Origin of the sequence: Embleya sp. NPDC059213 (assembly GCF_042754445.1) — a bacterium.
In the GTDB taxonomy this organism is placed as follows: Bacteria; Actinomycetota; Actinomycetes; order Streptomycetales; family Streptomycetaceae; genus Embleya.
Map to the genome: position 1 here is coordinate 1 of NZ_JBHZAV010000082.1, position 18496 is coordinate 18496.

The 18496-nt window shown below is 70.5% G+C and carries 14 protein-coding genes; 11 read left to right on the forward strand and 3 right to left on the reverse strand.

The genetic code is table 11. The features are described 5' to 3' along the window. A partial coding sequence (locus ACFXMF_RS27155) for a type I polyketide synthase (protein ID WP_380020817.1) occupies window positions 1–1619 on the reverse strand: 1619 nt, incomplete at its 3' end. 39 nt (window positions 1620–1658) lie between these two features. After that, window positions 1659–3980, reverse strand: coding sequence for an acyltransferase domain-containing protein (locus ACFXMF_RS27160; protein WP_379990027.1), 2322 nt, complete (start codon window positions 3978–3980; stop codon window positions 1659–1661). Between the two features lie 799 nt (window positions 3981–4779). On the opposite strand from ACFXMF_RS27160, the gene ACFXMF_RS27165 reads away from it, so the two are divergent. From ACFXMF_RS27165 to cutA, 7 genes are read left to right on the forward strand one after another with little or no spacing between them, the layout of a single operon-like run. After that, entirely contained in the window at window positions 4780–6813 is a 2034-nt protein-coding gene (locus tag ACFXMF_RS27165; RefSeq protein WP_379990028.1) for a CoA transferase, read from the forward strand. Next, a complete protein-coding gene (locus ACFXMF_RS27170) occupies window positions 6810–8426 on the forward strand; it encodes a thiamine pyrophosphate-binding protein (RefSeq protein ID WP_379990029.1) in 1617 nt (538 codons plus the stop codon). The genes ACFXMF_RS27165 and ACFXMF_RS27170 overlap by 4 nt, the downstream gene beginning before the upstream one ends. 9 nt (window positions 8427–8435) lie before the next feature. Further along, window positions 8436–9254 carry an alpha/beta fold hydrolase gene (locus ACFXMF_RS27175; RefSeq protein ID WP_379990030.1) on the forward strand — a complete coding sequence of 273 codons (819 nt, stop codon included), beginning with the start codon at window positions 8436–8438 and terminating at the stop codon, window positions 9252–9254. Next, window positions 9251–10438, forward strand: coding sequence for an enolase C-terminal domain-like protein (locus tag ACFXMF_RS27180; RefSeq protein ID WP_379990031.1), 1188 nt, complete (start codon window positions 9251–9253; stop codon window positions 10436–10438). The genes ACFXMF_RS27175 and ACFXMF_RS27180 overlap by 4 nt, the downstream gene beginning before the upstream one ends. After that, a complete protein-coding gene (locus ACFXMF_RS27185) occupies window positions 10405–11193 on the forward strand; it encodes an SDR family NAD(P)-dependent oxidoreductase (protein ID WP_360315270.1) in 789 nt (262 codons plus the stop codon). Before ACFXMF_RS27180 ends, ACFXMF_RS27185 begins: the two co-directional genes overlap by 34 nt. 26 nt (window positions 11194–11219) lie before the next feature. After that, entirely contained in the window at window positions 11220–12008 is a 789-nt protein-coding gene (locus ACFXMF_RS27190) for an SDR family NAD(P)-dependent oxidoreductase (protein ID WP_379990032.1), read from the forward strand. Beyond that, complete coding sequence (cutA, locus tag ACFXMF_RS27195; protein ID WP_360315266.1) at window positions 12005–12361, forward strand: divalent-cation tolerance protein CutA; 357 nt, start codon at window positions 12005–12007, stop codon at window positions 12359–12361. Before ACFXMF_RS27190 ends, cutA begins: the two co-directional genes overlap by 4 nt. A gap of 7 nt (window positions 12362–12368) precedes the next feature. Here cutA and ACFXMF_RS27200 read toward each other — a convergent pair whose 3' ends face one another. Continuing rightward, entirely contained in the window at window positions 12369–13214 is an 846-nt protein-coding gene (locus ACFXMF_RS27200; RefSeq protein WP_360315264.1) for a hypothetical protein, read from the reverse strand. Between the two features lie 271 nt (window positions 13215–13485). Between ACFXMF_RS27200 and ACFXMF_RS27205 the strand changes: the two genes are divergently transcribed. From ACFXMF_RS27205 to ACFXMF_RS27220, 4 genes are all read left to right on the forward strand, one after another. After that, window positions 13486–14850: an aminotransferase class I/II-fold pyridoxal phosphate-dependent enzyme gene (locus tag ACFXMF_RS27205; RefSeq protein ID WP_360315262.1), complete on the forward strand. Its 1365-nt coding sequence runs from the start codon at window positions 13486–13488 to the stop codon at window positions 14848–14850. 127 nt (window positions 14851–14977) lie between these two features. Further along, window positions 14978–15952: a nitroreductase/quinone reductase family protein gene (locus tag ACFXMF_RS27210; protein WP_360315260.1), complete on the forward strand. Its 975-nt coding sequence runs from the start codon at window positions 14978–14980 to the stop codon at window positions 15950–15952. A 120-nt stretch (window positions 15953–16072) separates the two neighbouring features. Beyond that, the gene (locus ACFXMF_RS27215) at window positions 16073–18001 is read left to right on the forward strand and encodes a PIG-L family deacetylase (RefSeq protein WP_379990033.1); all 1929 of its coding nucleotides are present in this window, start codon (window positions 16073–16075) and stop codon (window positions 17999–18001) included. A 128-nt stretch (window positions 18002–18129) separates the two neighbouring features. Next, window positions 18130–18462 (forward strand): trypco2 family protein, encoded by a 333-nt coding sequence (locus ACFXMF_RS27220; protein WP_360315256.1) that lies wholly within the window; start codon window positions 18130–18132, stop codon window positions 18460–18462. Window positions 18463–18496 lie beyond the last annotated feature (34 nt).

Genomic DNA, 18496 nt, shown 5'->3' on the forward strand with positions numbered 1-18496 from the left:
TCCGCGCCGACCACCACACCACGATGCTCGAAAACACTCCGGGTCGACACCAACGACCAACCCACATCCGCAGCCGTCAACCCCGGCCGAGCCGACACAAACGAGGCCAACCGCCCCGCCTGCGCCCGCAACGCCTCCACCGACCGCCCCGACAACACCCACGGCACCACACCCACGACGGACCCCGCCGCCGCGTCACCCGACACCACCCCCGACACCGACCCGCCATCCGGCGACGCCTGCTCGACGATCACATGCGCGTTCGTCCCCGAAATCCCGAACGACGACACCCCCGCCCGCCGCGGCAAACCACCCACCGTCGACCACGACCGAGCCTCCGCCAACAACCGCACCCCACCCGACGACCAATCCACCTCCGACGTCGGCTCGTCCACGTACAACGTCCGCGGCAACACACCGGCACGCATCGCCAGGACCATCTTGATCACGCTTGCCATGCCGGCGGCAGCCTGGGCGTGGCCGATATTGGATTTAACGGACCCCAGCCACAATGGCCGATCGGCCGGCCGCCCCTGCCCGTAGGTCGCCAACAGCGCCTCGGCCTCGATCGGATCGCCCAGCGTCGTCCCGGTCCCGTGCGCCTCCACCACGTCCACATCCGACGGGGCAAGCCGCGCGTTCGCCAACGCCGCCCGGATCACCCGCTGTTGCGACGGACCGTGCGGTGCCGTCAACCCGTTCGACGCGCCGTCCTGATTCAGCGCCGAACCCCGCACCACGGCCAGCACCTCGTGGCCGTTTCGCCGAGCGTCCGACAACCGCTCCAGCACCAACACACCGACGCCCTCGCCGAAACCCATGCCGTCGGCCGAGGCCGAGAACGCCTTGGAGCGCCCGTCCGGCGCCACGCCCCGCTGCCGGGAGAAGGCGACCGGCAGTTGCGGCGTCGACATCACCGTGACGGCGCCGGCCAGGGCCAGTTCGCACTCCCCCGCCCGCAACGCCCGCGCGGCCAGATGAATCGCCACCAACGACGACGAACACGCGGTGTTGACGCTGATCGCGGGCCCTTCCAGGCCCAGTGCGTAGGACACCCGGCCGGACAGCACGCTGCCGGAGGCACCGGTGGCGAGGTAACTCTGCGACCGTTCGTCGGCCCGCAGCAGCAGGGTGTTGTAGTCCTGCCAGTTGGTGCCCGCGAACACGCCGGTCCGGCTGCCCTGTAGCGACCGAGGGTCGATCCGGGCCCGCTCGATCGCCTCCCACGAACACTCCAGCAACAACCGCTGCTGCGGATCCATCGCCAACGCCTCACGCGGCGAGATCCCGAAGAAGCCCGCGTCGAACTCCCCCGCGTCGTAGAGGAATCCGCCCTCGCGGACATACGACTTGCCGGGGGCGTCCGGGTCCGCGTCGAACAGGTTCGGCAGGTCCCAGCCTCGATCGGTGGGAAATTCCGACACCGCGTCCACGCCCGCGTCGAGCAGTTCCCAGAACTCCTCCGGCGAGCGCACGCCGCCGGGCAGCCGGCAGCCCATGCCCACGATCGCGATCGGCTCGCGATCGCCGTCCTCCAATTCACGCACCCGCTGCCGTGTCTCGTCCAACTCGGCACTGACACGTTTGAGGAAGTATCGAAGCTTGTCTTCGTGTGCCATGGGAAACCCACCTTCGGTGTCTGCATGACCGGGGAAAGCTCAGGAGATGCCGAAGCGTTCGCCGATGAGGGCGAACATCTCCTCATCGCCCGCCGATGCGAAACGGTCGGCGACCGTGTCCCCGGCATCGCCGCGATTCGCCCGCCTCAGCCGCTCCAGCAGGGCTTCCACACGTTGCTCGATCTGCTTCGTGGCAGCACCGGCGGCCAGCAGCGGCGCCAATGCCGCATCGGCCTGCTCGATGACGGCGAGTACTCCGGCGTCCGGGCCGGCATCGGATCCGAACAGCACGCCGTACAGATGACGGGCCAGCGCGGCCGGCGTGGGGTGGTCGAAGGCAACCGCGGCGGGCAGGTACCGGCCCGTGACCTCGTTGAGCCGATTGCGCAACCGAACGGCCGCCAACGAACCGAGGCCGACATCCTTGAACGCCACCTCGGCCTGGATCGCGTCCGCCGAGCCCTGTTCCAGCACCTCGGCGGCCGTGCCGCACACCAGGTCGACCAGGGCGTCCATCCGCTCGGTGGCCGAGCGCGTCGCGATCTCGTCCGCCCAGGATCGTTCGGCGTCGTCGGTGAAGTCCACGAATTTCGGGAGATCGACGTGCCGGGCGCGCGTTCCGGCGAAGGCCGGCGACCAGTCGACGTCGACGCCTCGGACAAACGCCTCGGCCACCGAGGTCAGCACCCGGCGGGTACCGCCCTGCTCCCGTCGCAGCGTGCCCAGTACGGCCACGTCCCGGATGCCCAGTTCGGCCGCGGTGTCCTCGATGGACATCGCGAGCAGCGGATGCGGGCTCACCTCGACGAACGCCCGGTGCCCGGCTTCGAGCAGGGAACGAATGGCTTGATGGAACCGCACCGGGCTGCGGGTGTTGAGGTACCAGTAGTCGGTGTCCAGTGTCGCGGTGTCCCGCTGTTCGCCGTCCACGGTGGAGTGGAACGGGATGGCGGAGGTCACCGGCGAGACCGGACGCAGCGCCTGGAGCAGGTCTTCGCGCAGCACGTCGACCTGGGAACAGTGGCCGACGGTGTCCACACCGGGAATGCGCTTGGCGTACACGTCCTGGGCGGTGAGCTCGGCGACCAGTTCGTCCAACACGTCCTGCGGACCGGACAACGCCACCGAACGCGGCCCGTTGACCGCGGCCAGTTCCACCGTGTCCGGCCACGACGCCAGTCGGCGCCCGATCTCCTCGGCGGAGGTGCCGACCGAGATCACCGTGCCCTTGCCGACCAGGCGTAGCCAGGCCCGGCTGCGGCGGGCCAACAACCGCGCGGCGTCGCGCAGGCTCAGCCCGCCGGCGACCTGCGCGGCGGCGATCTCGCCGTAGCAGTGCCCCACCACGGCGGCCGGCTGCACACCGTAGGAGCGCCAGACCTCGGCGAGCGAGACCATCGTCGCCCACAGCGTGGGTTGCAGCACGTCGACGCGGCGAAGCGGTGGTGCGCCGGGCGCCTCGCGCAGCACGTCGAGCAGCGACCAGTCGACGAACTCGGCGAGCGCGTCCGCGCAGGCGGCGACGCTGTCGCGGAACACCGGTGAGGTGTCCAGCAGTTCGGCGGCCATTCCGCTCCACTGGGAGCCCTGTCCGGGGAAGACGAACACCGGGCGCTGGGCCGTCGTGGCCGTGCCACGCACCAGGTTGGGCGCGCTGCCACCGGCGGCGAGGGCCGCCAGTCCGCGCTGCAACTCGGCCCGGTCGCCGCCCAGGACGACTGCGCGCCGACCGGCGGACGGTGTGCCGAGCAGGGTGTGGCCGACGTCGGCGGGTGAGCCGGCGCCGGTGTCCGGGTGGGCGGCCAGAGCGATCGCCTTCGCCCGTAGGGCCTGTGAGCTCTGGGCGGTCACCACCCAGGGCAGTTCGGCCCGGGTGCTCGCGCCCGTCGGGTCTTCCAGCACGACGTGCACGGTGGTCCCGTCGGCGCCGGACTCGGTCACGCCTGTGGCCTGCGTCGGCCCGGTCCGCTCGGCGAGCACTGCGGCGAGCACGCCGGCGATACCCGTCGTCGGCTGGGCGGCGACGTCGTCGGACGTCCGGCCCGCGGTCGCCCGCGCCGTGCCGATCACCTGCTCCCGGTGGTCGGGCGAACCGCCGTGGCCGACGGCCGAGCCGCGCACGATGGCGAGCACCGGGCCGCTGCCGGGCGGTACCGCGCTCTCCCGTGCGATCAGCAACGCGCTTACATCGTCGTCGAGTTGGGCGCCGACCAGGGCGAATGTGCAGTCCCCCGCCCGCAGTGCCTGGGCGGCGAGGTGCAGCGCGAGCAGCGCGGGTGAACCGGCGCTCAGCGATATCGATGGTCCGGTCAGACCGAGATGGTTCGCGACCTGTCCTGCGGCCCCTGCTCCGTCGGCCATGCCCGTGACCACACCGGTCCGGCTTTCCCGCAGCGCCGCCGGGTCGATTCCCGCCTGTTCGACGGCTGCCCGGGCGGCTTCCCGGAGGTGCCCCGCCGCATCTTCCGCATCATTCGCGGGAGCGCGGGCACCGTCGGTAGATCGGCTTCCGATGCCCAGAATGACAATCGGTTCGGAATTGTTCCACGCGCGGAATATCGGTAACTCACTATTTCCAGGGAAGGCTAACGAGCCTTCCGAGGCTAAATCGTCCGCGACCCGCGTCTCGAACCCGGCCGCCGTCAACTCGACCCACAAATACGACACTGAAGGCACATCCCCCGTGATCCCCTTCTTCAGATCGAGCCGGGATTAAAAGTTGACATCCCCATGCACGACCGAGCAAGTTTCCGACCGATTCAGGCTTGACCCGCAGCGGCCTCGGTCAAACAGGGCCGGCAGTGTGACGTGGGTCATATGCTCACCGCCGGAGCGATCAATGCCCCCACCAGCAAGGGGAGTCCGGCATCGTGTCCGGCGCGTGAAGAACACGGAAACCTAAAATTAACGTAAGCATTGACAGCGACAAGATCTTGTGGGAGTCGCGCGTACGAGCCGTCGTTAAACTCCACCATTGGCTTCCCCGGGCCCCGGTGATACGGTCGCCGGGAGGTGCCACCGGATATCGATATCGGGTCGGGAAAACCGTTCGCGGATGTTCCCTCGACCGTCGAGCAGAATCCGGTGATTCGATATCCCGCGAAGGTTGATTCGGCGCCCGTGATCATGACCCGGGCACGCGTTGCAGGGGGGACCTTGAGTGAATGGCGCGGGGCCGCTGGCCGGCATCACCGTGGTTACGGCGGGCCATGCCGGCGCGGCCGCACTGCTGGGCAGGCTGCTCGCCGATCTCGGGGCCCGAACCATGCCGGTCGGCGAACTCCCGGCGCCGGTGGGCGGGTTCGAGCGGTGGCTGCGTGTCGGTGCCGGGCCCGACGCGGGCTGGGTCGATACGGGCCGGCTGCTGGATCGGGCCGACATCCTGGTCTGCGACCGACCCGGTGGTGAACAACTCACCGCACTCGGCCTGGGCCCGCACGAGCTGCTCGCGGCCTATCCGGAGCTGATCACGGTACGGCTCAGCGAGTTCGGGCTCACCGGGCCGTTGCGCGACACCCCGGCCACCGAACTGACCCTGCAGGCGCTGGCCGGTGTGACCGCGGCGACCGGTTCGAGCCAGGACCCGCCGATCACCACCACCGTGGGACTCGCCGCCCGCACCGCCGCGTTGTCCGGGCTGATCGCCGTCACGGCGGGCCTGATCGGTCGGGCCCGCGGCGCCGGGGGCGACTACCTGGACATCGCCGAGTTCGACAGCCTGCTCACCCACGTCGGCACCCTCCTGCCGAGCGTCGCGCTCACCGGCCGACCGCCGCAGCGCGCCGGCAACCGACACGGGATGGTCGCCCCGTGGAACTGCTACCCGTGCCGCGACGCACCCATCGTCATCTGCACCATGACCGAGGCGATGTGGCAACGGCTCGCGACGGCGATCGACCGCACGGAACTGATCGCCGACCCACGCTTCGCCGACACCACCGCCCGGGTCCGGCACGCCGACGAACTCGACCGCGTCATCGCCGCCTGGACCGGTCGGCACGATGCGGACGACGTGGTGGCCCGGCTGCGTTCCCAGGGCATTCCGGCCGCCCCGGTGGCCACACCCGAGGACGTCCGCAACGGCCCGGCCGCTCGGCGCCGAGGCTTGGTGACCGGACCGGATCGCGCACCGCAGAGCCCGCTGCGCTCACTGGTGCCCACCGCGCGCACCACCGGCTCGTTACCCCGGCAGGGCCGCCTGTGGGAACCGATTCCGCGCGGCAGCCCTCCCCTGCACGGGATCCGGTTATTGGAGTGCGGCTCGTACACGGCCGGGCCGCACGCGACCAGGCTGCTGGCGCAACTGGGCGCCGACGTACTGAAAGTCGAACCGCCGCACGGTGAGGGCTCCCGGCGCCTGGCCCGGCGCGTCGGCTCGGTCGGCTACCTGTACTTCGTCAACAACGCGGGGAAGCGCTCCTGTCGGCTCGACCTGAACGACCCCGCGGACCGGACGAGATTCGACGAACTGCTCGGCACCGCCGACATCGTGCTCACCAACCTGGCGGCCGACACCCTCGCCGCCGCCGGCATCGCCCCCGAACAGGTGCTGGACCGGTACGACATCGTGCACTGCGCGGTGACCGGCCACGGCCTGGCCGCCGCCGATCGCAGCATGGACACGGTGATCCAGGCCGAGTCCGGGACCATGCACCTGGTCGGCGGCGGCACCGGCACCCCGCTGCGTACACCGGTGTCCAGTGCCGACGTGCTGGGGGCGTTCCTGGCCGCCGCGGCCGCCACGGTGTCGACCTACGTCCGGCTGCGCACCGGCGCCGGCGTCGGCGCCGACGTGGCGTTGTTCGACGCGGCGGTGTGGGCGACCCAGGACAGTTGGTTCGTCGACGGCCCCATACCCACCCCACGACTGGTCGAGGCCCGGGACGGGTCGGTGCTCGTCGATACCGCGCAACCGCTGCCCGAGGTCGAGGGCCCGGTGACCGCGATCCTGGCGGCCGCGACCGCCGCGGGCCTGCCCGCCGCCCCGCTGCACGACCTGACGCAGGTGGTGCGGCATCCCCAGGTCCTGGCCCGGCGGATGATCCTCGCGCAGTCGTACGCGGACACCCCGGTGCTGATCACCGGCAACCACCTGCGCTCGCTGTCGCGGGGCGCACCGGCACCGGACCTCGCGCCGGTGGACCGGAACGACCCCGCCTGGCTCACACCCACCACGACGAAAGGGCAACGATGAAGGTCTACCAGGCGCTGGCGGACGCGCTGGCCCGGCACGGCGTGGACACCGTCTTCGGTCTCATGGGCAACGCGAACCTGCTCTACCTGCCCGCGTTCGCCGACGCGGGAGGGCGGTTCGTGGCGGTGACCCACGAGGCGGGTGCGGTCGCCATGGCCGACGGCCACGCGCGGATGTCCGGCGGCATCGGCGTGGCCTCGGTGACGCACGGTCCGGCGTTCACCAACACGCTCACCTCGCTGGTCGAGGCCGCCCGCAGCCGCAGTCGGGTCCTGTTGATCACCGGCGATCCGCCGCCGGTGCCCAGCCACTTCCACCACTTCGACATCGCGACGGTCACCGCCGCGGCGGGCGCGGGCTACGAGCGGGTCTACGAACCGGCGTCGCTGGTCCGGGATCTCAACCGCGCACTCCAGCGGATCGTCGCCGAGCGGCGGCCGGTCGTACTGAACATCCCGATCGCCTTCATGCAGGCCGAGGCGAGTGAACAGGCGCCGGTGGTGCCCCCGGTGCCCCCGCCGACCGCGGCCGCACCGCAGCCGGACACGCTCGATCGGGCGCTGGGGCTGCTCACCTCGGCGAAACGGCCACTGGTGCTCGCCGGGCATGGCGCGGCCACCTCCGGAGCCCGCGAGAGCCTGATCGCCCTCGCCGACCGCATCGGTGCGGCGCTGGCCACCACCGTGCTGGCCAAGGAGATGTTCGCCGGCCATCCGCGCGACATCGGCATCTTCGGCAGCCTGTCGCACGGCGTCGCGAGCGAGGTCATCGCCGACTGCGACTGCGTGATCGCCTTCGGCGCCGGCCTGAACATGTGGACCGCGCTCAACGGCGACCTGCTGCGCGGCAAGCGCATCGTGCACGTGGACATCGACCCGGCCAGGTTCGGCTCGTACACACCCGTCGACGAGGCGGTGGCCGGGGACGCCCGCCTGACCGCGGCGGCGATGGACTCGCTGCTCCGGGAGGCGGATCACGCCGGGAATCGGCGCTGGGCCGAGAAGATCGAGCAGGCGATGGCCCGCCACATCCCGCAGGCCGACTTCGTGGACCGTTCCGGGACGGACACCGTGGACATCCGGTCGGCGATGATCCGGCTGGACCGGATCCTTCCCGCGCGACGCACGGTGGTCAGTGACATCGGCCGGTTCAATGTGGGCGTCTGGCCCTACCTGCGCGTCGCCGACCCGCTGCACTTCACCACCATGGGCGGGTTCGGCTCGATCGGACTCGGCCTGGCCGGCGCGATCGGCGCGGCACTCGCGGGCAACGACCGGCCGGTGATCGCCACCGTCGGCGACGGCGGCTTCATGATGCACCTGTCCGAATTCACCACCGCGGTGCGCGAGAAGTTGCCGATCGTCGTGCTGGTGCTCAACGACGGGGCCTACGGCGCCGAGCACTACAAGCTGAGGAACCACGGCTACGACCCCGCCCACTCGGCCTACGCCTGGCCGGACCTGGCCGCCCTGGCCACGACCATGGGCGCGCGGGCGCTGACCGTCCGCAAGATCGAGGAACTCGACGCGGTCGGCGAGTTCGTGCCGACCCTCGACGGCCCGCTCCTGGTGGACGTCCGGCTCGACCCGGACGTCAACATCGTCCGGTACTGAGGAGGGGACATGGCCGGCACCGGCACCCTGATCGCCGACGACGGACTCGCGCTCGCGTTGCACCGGTGGACGACGCCCGACTCCGTCGCGGCGCTGTTCTACATCCACGGCATCCAGAGCCACGCGGGGTGGTTGTACGAGACCGGACCCGAGTTGACCGCACGCGGCATCGACGTCTACGCGCTCGATCGCCGGGGTTCCGGTCGCAGCCCGGGAGAACGCGGGCATCTCCCCTCGGCCGAACAGGTCTTGGACGACTACACGCGGGCCGTCGACGCGGTGGCCGACGAGGTGGGTGATCGGCCGCTGGTCGCCCTGGGTCAGAGCCTGGGCGGCAGCGTGCTGGCGGCGCTGTGGTGCAGCCGGGCGTTGCCGGTGCGCAAGCTGATCCTGTGCGCGCCCGCGCTGGGACAACAGCGCTCACGCCACGATCCGGCGGCGCTGGCGGAGCGCCGCGACCGGTCCGGATCCGCGCCGCAGGAGGTCGGGCTGGCCGACCACGCCTACACGGACCTGCCCGAGTACCTGGCCTTCCTGGCCGCCGATCCGCTGATGTTGCGGCGGATCACCGCCGCCACGCAGGCGACGCTCGTGCACCTGGAGGATCGCTACGTCCACGGATCCCCCCACGGCGAGATACCGGTCGAGGTGGCGATGCCCGCCGAGGATCCGATCATCGATCTGAGCGCCGCGCGGGCGCAGTTGCGGCGGCTGGCGCCCGCGGCCGAGGAGCGGGTCTTCGATACCGGTGTGCACTACCTGGAGTTCAGCCGGGCCAGGACCGCGTATTGGGACTGGCTGGCCGACCGGGTCCGGGAGGGTTGGTGATCAGCCGGGTACGCCTGCATGTCGCCACCGTGCCGATGGCCACCACGTTCGACCACGCGGGTGCCTCGCGCCGCCGATCGGAGTCCGTGCTGGTCGAGTTGCACCTGGGCGACGTGTGCGGCTGGGGGGAGGGAGCCCCGCGCGACTATGTCACCGGCGAGACGACGGCCGGCGCGATCGAGGCCCTGCGGCGTTGTGACCCGGCGGCGCTCGCCGAACGCATCGACTGGCGTTCGTTCGACGCCACCATCGCCTCGATCGCCGCCCTCGACCTGCCGAGCCTCGTCGCGGGTCCGTCGGCCGCCGCCGCGGTGGAGATCGCGCTGCTCGACGCGGCGTGCAGACACTTCGAACGGCCACTGGCCGAGGTGTTGGACGTCGCGGCCGCCTGGGACGGGGCGAACCTGCCCGCCGGGCTGCGCCGCAGCGGTCCGGCGGCGGTCAGCCTGGTCATCCCGCTCTCTCGTGACGTCGCCTCGACGTTGGACGACCTGACGCCGCAGGCCAGGGCGTCGCTGCGGCATGTCAAGATCAAGGTGGCGGACCCGGGAGCCGCCGTGCAGCGCCTGTCCCGGGCCCGCGACCGGCTGGGCGCGGACACCGGGATCTCGTTGGACGTCAACGGCGGTTGGTCACCGGAGCAGGCCGAGCGGATCGCGCCGGAACTCACCGACGTGGCCTGGGTCGAGGAACCCCTGCGGGCCCGGTCGTGGCCGAAGTTGGCCCGGCTTCGACGGCGCACCGGCCTGCCGATCATGCTCGACGAGTCGTGCACCGACCTGGCGGACCTGCGCACCGCCGCCGAAGCCGACGCGGCCACCCACATCAACGTGCGGCTGTCCAAGTGCGGCGGGTTGTTCGCCTCGGCCCGCCTGGCGTTGCGGGCCCGACAGCTCGGCTTGGGCTGTCAGTTGGGCGTGCATGTCGCGGAGGTCGGCCCGTTGTGGGCGGCGAGCCGGGTGCTGGCCACCGGTTGGGGGCTGTGGCAGACGGTGGAGGCGGGTCGAGGCGACGAGTGGTTCCCCGAGCCGCTGACCGAGCCCGCGTTCACGGTCGACCGGACCGCGCATCGCGTGGCGGCGTTGGCCGGGCCCGGCACCGGCATCGAGCCCACCGAGAACCTGCTGCGGCACACCCGGTGTCCGGCGACGTGGCAACCCGACAGCGGCTGGCGGAGGACATGATGGTGGCGGCACAACGGCGAGTGGCGCTGGTCGCGGGAGCAGGCAACGGCATCTGCGCCGAGGTCGCGCGTGGCCTGGCCGCCCGGGACATGCGACTGGTGCTGTTGGACCGGGACGCGGAGGCCGTGCACCGCGTCGCGGCGGAGCTCGGTGGGCGATTGGCCTGCGATCCGCTGGTGGTCGACGTGACCGACGCGCGGGCGCTGGAATCCGCGGTGGCCGCGCTCCCGAAGGATTGCCGGCCCGGTGTCCTGGTCAACGGCGTCGGCGGTGACACCCGACCGCGACCGCTCACCGAGTTGACCGAAGCCGATCTCGAATACGCCGTCGCGCACAACCTGACCGGCGTGTTCACCCTGACCAGGCTGTGCGCCCCGGCGATGATCGCCGCCGGTTGGGGGCGCATCGTCAACCTCGCGTCGGTGGCGGGCCGCACCTACACGCGGTTCAGCAACGCCGCGTACGTCGCGGCCAAGGCGGGCGTCATCGGGTTCACCAAGCAGTGCGCCTTCGAGCTGGCCCCGCACGGCATCACGGTGAACGCCGTCGCGCACGGGGTCATCGGCACCGATCGTATTCGCCGGGCCTGGCAGGACAAGCCCGCGCAGTGGACCGCCGACCGGGTCAGCCATATCCCGGCCGGTCGATTCGGCACCGTGGCCGAGGCCGCGAGCATGGTCTGCCATCTGTGCGGTGAACACTCCGGCTACACCACCGGCACGGTCATCGACGTCAACGGCGGACTGCACATCTGATGATCATCGAACGGAGTGGCCAACCGATGAGCCTGGAACTGAACGACCGCGTAGTGCTGATCACCGGGGCGGGCAGCGGGATCGGCCGGGCGGCGGCCCGGCTGTTCGCCCGGCTCGGCGCGCGGGTCGTACTGGTCGGACGCAATGCGGACGCGCTGCACGAGACCGCCGACGGCCTGCCCGCCGCCGATCACCTGGTGGCCGAGTGTGACGTCGCCGACGAGAGCGGCATGGATGCGTGTGTGGCCGAGACGATCGCCCGATTCGGCCGACTGGACGGGGCGTTCAACAACGCGGGCACCTTCGGCGCGTTCGGCCCGCTGCACCTGGACACCGTCGACAACTTCGACAGCGTGGTGGCGACCAACCTGCGCGGGGTGTGGGCCTGCATGCGCAGCCAGATCGGGGCCATGCTGCCCAACGGTGGCGGCGCGATCGTCAACTGCGCGTCGGTGGCCGCGCACATCGGCCATGGACAGAGTCCGATCTACTCGGCGACCAAGCACGCGGTGATCGGGCTGAGCAAGTCCGCGGCGCTGCAGTACGCGGGGGACGGCATCCGGATCAACGTGGTCAGCCCCGGCTCCACCGACACGCCGTTGTTGCGCGATCTCTACCCCGAGGCCGACGCCCTCGCCCAGCGTGCCCGCCGGGCCCCGCTGGGCCGGCTCGGCTCCTGCGACGACGCGGCCAACGCGGCGGCCTGGCTGCTCAGTCCGTTGTCCGGCTACGTCACCGGGCAGACCGTCGTGGTCGACGGCGGTGTCACCGCGGGCGCGGCCGTGGTCCGTGACGAACACGCGAATCGCGGATGACCGCGCCCGAAGGGCCGGGTTCCGACATGGCCGACTACGTGATCGTGATCACCACCGTGGACGAGGAGGCGACCGCCGCCCGGTTGTCGCGGTCCGCCGTCGAGGCCGGTCTGGCCGCTTCCGGCCAGGTGACCGGCCCCGTGGCCACCACGTACCGCCACCTCGGGGCGGTCTGCGACGGGGTCGAGTGGCAGGTGATGTTCCGTACCACCGCGCGGAGAGCGACCGAATTGGCCGCCCACCTCATCGAGGAACACCCGTACGCCGGGCCCGAAGTGATCGCGCTGCCCATCGAGTTCGGGCCGCGACCGTACCTGGACTGGATCGCCCGGGCGACCCGGCCCGCCGGTTAGCGGCGTCTCACGCCCGGGCGGTCGGCCGGAGTGCGGAGGCGAAGTCGCGCAGTTGCCGGCTCGACGCGGGCAATCCGACGCCGTCCAGGAAGCGGGCCTGTTCCCGCGCGGCGAAGTCATAGATGTCGACCAGGTGTTCGTCGATCAGCGCCCGCGCCCGGTCCGTCGACTCGATGCCTTGTTCGCGCCAATCGACGCACGCTGCGACCAGTTCGGCTCCGGGGTGTCGGGCCGCCGTGTAGTACCGGGCTGCGGCCCGGTTTCCGGAGAGCACTCCCCGCTCCAGTGTGTACAGGATCCGGACCGGGAACATCACCGCCTTGGTGACCGCGCGTCGACCCGAGTCGACCAGTCGTTCCCCGTCGAGCAGCGTCTCGATGTAGGCGCGCCGGTGGAACTTGGCGACGAAGAACGTGGCTCCGCAGGCGACCAGATCGAGCGTGGACGGCGGTGTGCACACCGATCGACGGTCCGTGCCGAAGAGCAGTCGACCCGATTCGATCAGGTCGGCCCGGTCGATCGCCGGGAACCGGCCCGATTCCTGATTCCGCTCCAGACACTCCCAGGTGTCCCAGAACAGCGAGAGTCGGTCGGCCAGGGCTTCGAGTTCGGTTCCCGAGCACCGGTCCCGGACGTCCTCCTTGACCTGCGCCATGACCGAGGTCGCATCGTGCGCGTCGTCCCGCAGGACGAAGGCGACGTCCACGTCGCTGACCGCCGCCACGAATCCCCCGTGCGCCAGGCTGCCGATCGCGAAGCCCGACTCCACGGCGGAGCCCAGGCGTTGCCGGGCAGCGTTCACGGCCAGTATCGCGACTCTTTCGCCGAGGTCGGCTTCGGCACGTTCAAGCATCCTGGCTCTCCCTGGTCTGTGCACCCGACGGGACGACTCCACAACCACCGGCGGCCGATAGCGCGCTGCCCGGCACCATGATCAGCACAAGATCGTTCCGGCCGCGGCGGCAGGTGGGCGGTATTGACCGCCTCCGACGGCCGGGCTAGCTTGTTTGGGATCAAATGATGAGCCGCGGCGCGTGTCGCCTCCGCCCCGCCGCCTTCATCGGCCCGTCATCGCTCCGGCACCGCCCCGGCACCACTCCGGCACGAAACAGAAGGAGAGGATCATGGATCTGCGCCACTGGCTCGAGGCCGCCGTGACATCGAACGAGCACTGGTCCGAAGGATTCGGCCCCTACCCGGGCCATCCCGCATTGGCCGTGGACGACGCGCGGTTCGCCGCCGCCTTCGCGACGTTCACCGAACGCCTGGCGGACAACTACCCCTTCTTTCACCCGCGTTACGCCGGACAGATGCTCAAGCCACCCCATCCGGCGGCGATCGTGGGCTACCTGACCGCAATGCTGATCAACCCCAACAACCACGCCCTGGACGGGGGGCCCGCCACCGCCGAGATGGAACGTGAGGTCGTCGCGCAGCTCGCCGGCATGTTCGGCTACGACACCCACCTCGGGCACCTCACCACCAGCGGCACCATCGCCAACCTCGAAGCCCTCTTCGTGGCCCGCGAACTGCACCCCGGAAAGGGCATCGCCTACAGCACCGAGGCCCACTACACGCACGGACGCATGTGTGGCGTCCTGGGCGTGGACGGCCACCCCGTCGCGGTCGACGATCGCGGGCGCATGGACGTCGACGCGCTGGAGCGGTTGTTGCGGACGGGGCGGGTCGGCACCGTGGTCCTCACCGCGGGCACCACCGCGCTCGGCGCCGTCGAACCGATCGACCGGGTGCAGGCGTTGCGCGAGCGATACGACGTGCGGATCCACGTCGACGCCGCCTATGGCGGGTTCTTCACCCTGCTGGCGGGCGCCGACGGCCCCGAGGGACTGCCCGCGGCCCCGTGGCACGCCATCGCCCGGTGCGACTCGATCGTGATAGATCCGCACAAGCACGGCCTACAGCCCTACGGATGCGGCGCCGTCATGTTTCGCGACCCCTCGGTCGGCCGTTTCTACCTGCACGACTCGCCCTACACCTACTTCACCTCCGAGGAACTGCACCTGGGCGAGATCAGCCTGGAGTGTTCGCGCGCCGGCGCCGCAGCCGCCGGCCTGTGGCTCACCTTCCAGGTATTGCCGCCCACCCGCGAAGGACTCGGGCAGGCCCTGGCGGCCGGCCGCCGCGCGGCACTGCGGTGGGCCGACCTGATCGAGCAGTCGGACTGCCTGGAGCTCTACCAGCCCCCGGAGTTGGACATCGTCGGCTACTTCCCGGTCACCTCCCCCAACACCCTCTCCCGGATCGACACGGCCGCCGCCCGCATCCTGCACGAGGGCATGACCGACACCGAGGACCCGGTCTTCCTGAGCACCCTGCGCATCGACGCCGAGCGGCTGATCGCCCGCCACCCCAAGATCACCGCCGACGCCGACGGTGCGCGCATCCTGCGCAGCGTGCTGATGAAGCCCGAATCCGAGGACTACGTGCACCACCTCCACCACCGCCTGGAACGCCTCGCCCGTTCGTGAGCACCCCCACCCACCCGAACCGGCTCCCGGTATCGACGTGCCCGGCATCGCACTCGGCATCCCACTCGACATCGAAGTGGTTATGCGCATAACGTTATCCGCATAACCTTTCCATCGAGGAGAGCCCGTGGACTTCGAGTACGCCGACACCCTCAACCAGGCCATCCGCCTGCTCAGCCTGCGCCATCGAGCCAGGGCCTCGGCCCTGCTGGCCCCCCTGGGCCTGCACCCCGGTCAGGAGGCGCTCCTGCTCGAACTCGCCCGCACCGGCCCGATGATCCAGGCCCAGCTCGGCGAGGCACTCGGTTGCGAACCACCCAGCATCACGCTCATGGCTCGCAAGCTGGAGGCGGCCGGCTACATCCGGCGCACGCCCGACCCCGCCGACAAGCGCGCCGGCATCGTCGAACTCACGGACGCCGGCCGGGCCTTGGCCGAAGAGGTCAAGCAACTGTGGTGCACACTCGCGGCGGAGTCCGTGGCCGGCCTGCCCGCTCGGACCGTGGCGGAACTGCCCGACATCCTCGCGGCGGTGACCGCCAACGTGGACACCAGGCGCCCCCGTCACCCGCACGGCCGCCACGCCGGCGCGACCGCGGAATCGGGGCCGGCCGGCCGGGTCGAGCAGAGCGTGGCGTCGGCCGGCGACTACGAGCCGAGCGGGTCGGCGTGGGTCCGCGAGCACGTCGAGCAGATCGTCCGCACCGGCACCACCGACGGGGTCACCATCAAGGGCCTGCCCACCGTGCTGCTCACCTATCGCGGCGCCAAGACCGGCAAGGTCCGCAAGACGCCCGTGATGCGCGTCGAGCACGACGGGCACTACGCGGCCGTCGCGTCCAAGGGCGGCGAGCCGACCAACCCCCAGTGGTACGCCGGCCTGGTCGCCGAACCGGCCGTCGAACTCCAGGACGGCACGGCGATCCGTGCGTACCGGGCGCGCGAGGTGTTCGAGGCCGAAAAGGACCTGTGGTGGCGCCGGGCGGTGCAGGCGTACCCGGACTTCGACACCTACCAGCGCGGCACCGACCGCCGCATCCCGGTCTTCGTCCTCGAACCGACGGACGCGGACGTACCGGCCGACGACGGTATCGAAGCCTAGCCGCGCCGCCACCGCCGAAACGCAATTCGCCGGAAAATCCGCCGACTCATCGGTTGTTGACTTGTTCCGGGTCGGGCGAAACGATGCGGGGTCGACTCGGACGACGAAAGGTGAGTGCACATGCGATCCCACGTGTATCGCGTGATCGGCAGTGTCGGACTTGCGCTGGGTTTAATCCTCGGCACCACCGGGCCGGTATCGGCGGATCCACTCGCGGCGCCGGACGGCTTCATGCAGATTGCCGCCCATCCCGATGACGACCTGTTCTTCATGAACCCCGAGCTGGTGGAGGGCATCCGGGCGGGCGCGCCGTCCACGACGATCTATCTCACCGACGGCTACCAGCAGGACAGCCCGCATGTCCGGCAGCGGGGCGCCATGGCCGCCTATGCGGCGATGGCCGAGAAATGGGGCTCGACGTGGACCGGTTCCTCGATCGCCGTGGCGGATGCGCTGGCCGAGGTGTACACCCTGGACGAGCGCGACGATATTCGGCTGATTTTCCTCAACCTACGTGACGGCGAATGTCTCCTCCCACTGCAAAACGGTGATGTCTCGGATTGTGTCACCAGCAATCCGGCATCACCCGAAACCGGTGTCGACGACCGTTTCACCTATCACCGCGACGATATCGCCACCGCTGTCTACCAGTTGATCCGCGAATACCGGCCGGCATCCCTGCGGACGATGGACGCCTTGCCGGACAATCGATATCGAACCGGCGACGCCCTGCACGATCATCCCGACCACGTCGCCTCCGCACGCTATGCGAACGAAGCGGTGGCCCGTTACAGCGCGTCCGAGAGCGCCCGGCTGTTCGTCACGTCCTATCGGGGCTACAACGTCGAGGCGGGTCCGAACAACCTCGCCGCCGACGACCTGTACAACAAGCGGGCGGCCATCACCGCCTACACGGACATCGCGACCGGGGCACGAGGCAACGATGACTGGCGCGATCCCGCCCACGAACGATGGTCCAGGGGCTCGGATTGGGTCGGTCGCAACGCGGACGGCACACTTCAGGCATTCGCCGTGATCGGCGAGAAGGTCGTCACCTGGCGACAGTCCACCAACGGCTCGTGGGGCTCCGCACAGGAGTTGCCGTGGCCCGGTGGTCCGCTCGCCCCGGGCCTTTCGGTCGCCCCCAATTACGACGGGCGGCTGCAACTACTCGGCCGGCGGCTCGACGATCACCACATCGTGACGATCCATCAGACCTCGGTCAACGGGAACTTCGCGGCGTCGTGGAGCGACTTCGGCAACCCGAACGACTACCTGGGCGTGGTCAATCGGCCTCAGGTCGGCACCCCGATCATGGTCCGCAACGCGGACGGCCTACTGCAAATCTTCGTCAAGAACGGCGGGGGTGGCGTCAGCACCGTCTACCAGAGCGACCCGACGAACGGGTGGTGGGATCTCGATTGGAAGGACATCGGCGGGACCGGGGTGCAGGACGGGCTCAGCGCGGTCCTGAACGACGTCGGCCACATCGAACTCTTCGCCGCCACCCTCGGCGCCGGGAGCAGCCGGGAAGGGCGGCTGGCCACGTGGTACCAGACCGACTCCAAGGGCACGTTCGCTCACAACCCGTACCTGGTGGCCGACAACGTGGCAAGCGCTCCCAGCGCGATCGTCGGCGGCAGCGGCCAGATCCGGGTCTTCTACCGGGCGGCCGACACCGGTGACGTCGGGGTGGTGACCCAACTCAATGTCGCCGGCGCCTGGCAGCAGACGACGGGCAACCTGGGCAACACCGGCGGAACCCGCAAGCCACTCGTCGCGTCGGGCTCGGACCGCCGGATCCTGCTGTACACGCGCAACGACGAGTCGGGCATCACCGTGAACTGGCAGACCGGTTCCGCGTCCGGATCCGGTTTCGGCGGTTGGCAGCGGATCCCCGCCACGGTCATCGACTCGCCCGCAGTGGTGGCCCGCGCCGACGGACGTCCGGCCATGTTCCACATCGGCACCGACGGCATGTTGTACTTCGCCCACCAGGACGCCGGATCCCCCGACGCGCCCTTCTCCGCGTGGAGCCTGATCGGCTGAACGAGCGCCGCGACCGACGAGGGAACTCGGCGCGGCAGGCCGAAACTTCGCGCACCGCCGTCGAGAAATGCCAAGCTGGGCACACACGGTCCGAACCCGGTGACCGATGGTGCGGCAAGGGGAGTGCGATGAGCGCGGATACGGACGACTGGCTCGATCTGGCGGACGCCATCGAGCTGTTGCGGGTCCAGGTCGCCGAGGCCCAGCGCCGCAGCGCCGGGGCCGACGTGCGATTTCGTCTCGGCGAGATCACCGTCGAGTTCGGGATGGAGTTGACCCGGACCAAGGGTGCCGGCGGCGGCCTGCGGTTCGGGGTGGCGAGCCTGGAGGGGCGCGGCGAACGGGCGGCGAAGGCGACACATCACGTGACGGTTCGGCTGGATCCGCGACGCGCGGACGGCTCGCCGGTGGACACCGGCGCCGGCGAGTCGGCGGGGTATCCGGACTCCGCCGATTTCTGACCGCCGGTGATCGCGGATCCGGGCATCGGTTCGT

Coding starts and splice junctions, on each gene's coding strand:
- ACFXMF_RS27160 (WP_379990027.1), bottom strand. CDS start 3,980: ATGGCCGACGGAGCAGGGGCCGCAGGACAGGTCGCGAACCATCTCGGT.
- ACFXMF_RS27170 (WP_379990029.1), top strand. CDS start 6,810: ATGAAGGTCTACCAGGCGCTGGCGGACGCGCTGGCCCGGCACGGCGTG.
- ACFXMF_RS27175 (WP_379990030.1), top strand. CDS start 8,436: ATGGCCGGCACCGGCACCCTGATCGCCGACGACGGACTCGCGCTCGCG.
- ACFXMF_RS27190 (WP_379990032.1), top strand. CDS start 11,220: ATGAGCCTGGAACTGAACGACCGCGTAGTGCTGATCACCGGGGCGGGC.
- cutA (WP_360315266.1), top strand. CDS start 12,005: ATGACCGCGCCCGAAGGGCCGGGTTCCGACATGGCCGACTACGTGATC.
- ACFXMF_RS27200 (WP_360315264.1), bottom strand. CDS start 13,214: ATGCTTGAACGTGCCGAAGCCGACCTCGGCGAAAGAGTCGCGATACTG.
- ACFXMF_RS27205 (WP_360315262.1), top strand. CDS start 13,486: ATGGATCTGCGCCACTGGCTCGAGGCCGCCGTGACATCGAACGAGCAC.
- ACFXMF_RS27215 (WP_379990033.1), top strand. CDS start 16,073: ATGCGATCCCACGTGTATCGCGTGATCGGCAGTGTCGGACTTGCGCTG.
- ACFXMF_RS27220 (WP_360315256.1), top strand. CDS start 18,130: ATGAGCGCGGATACGGACGACTGGCTCGATCTGGCGGACGCCATCGAG.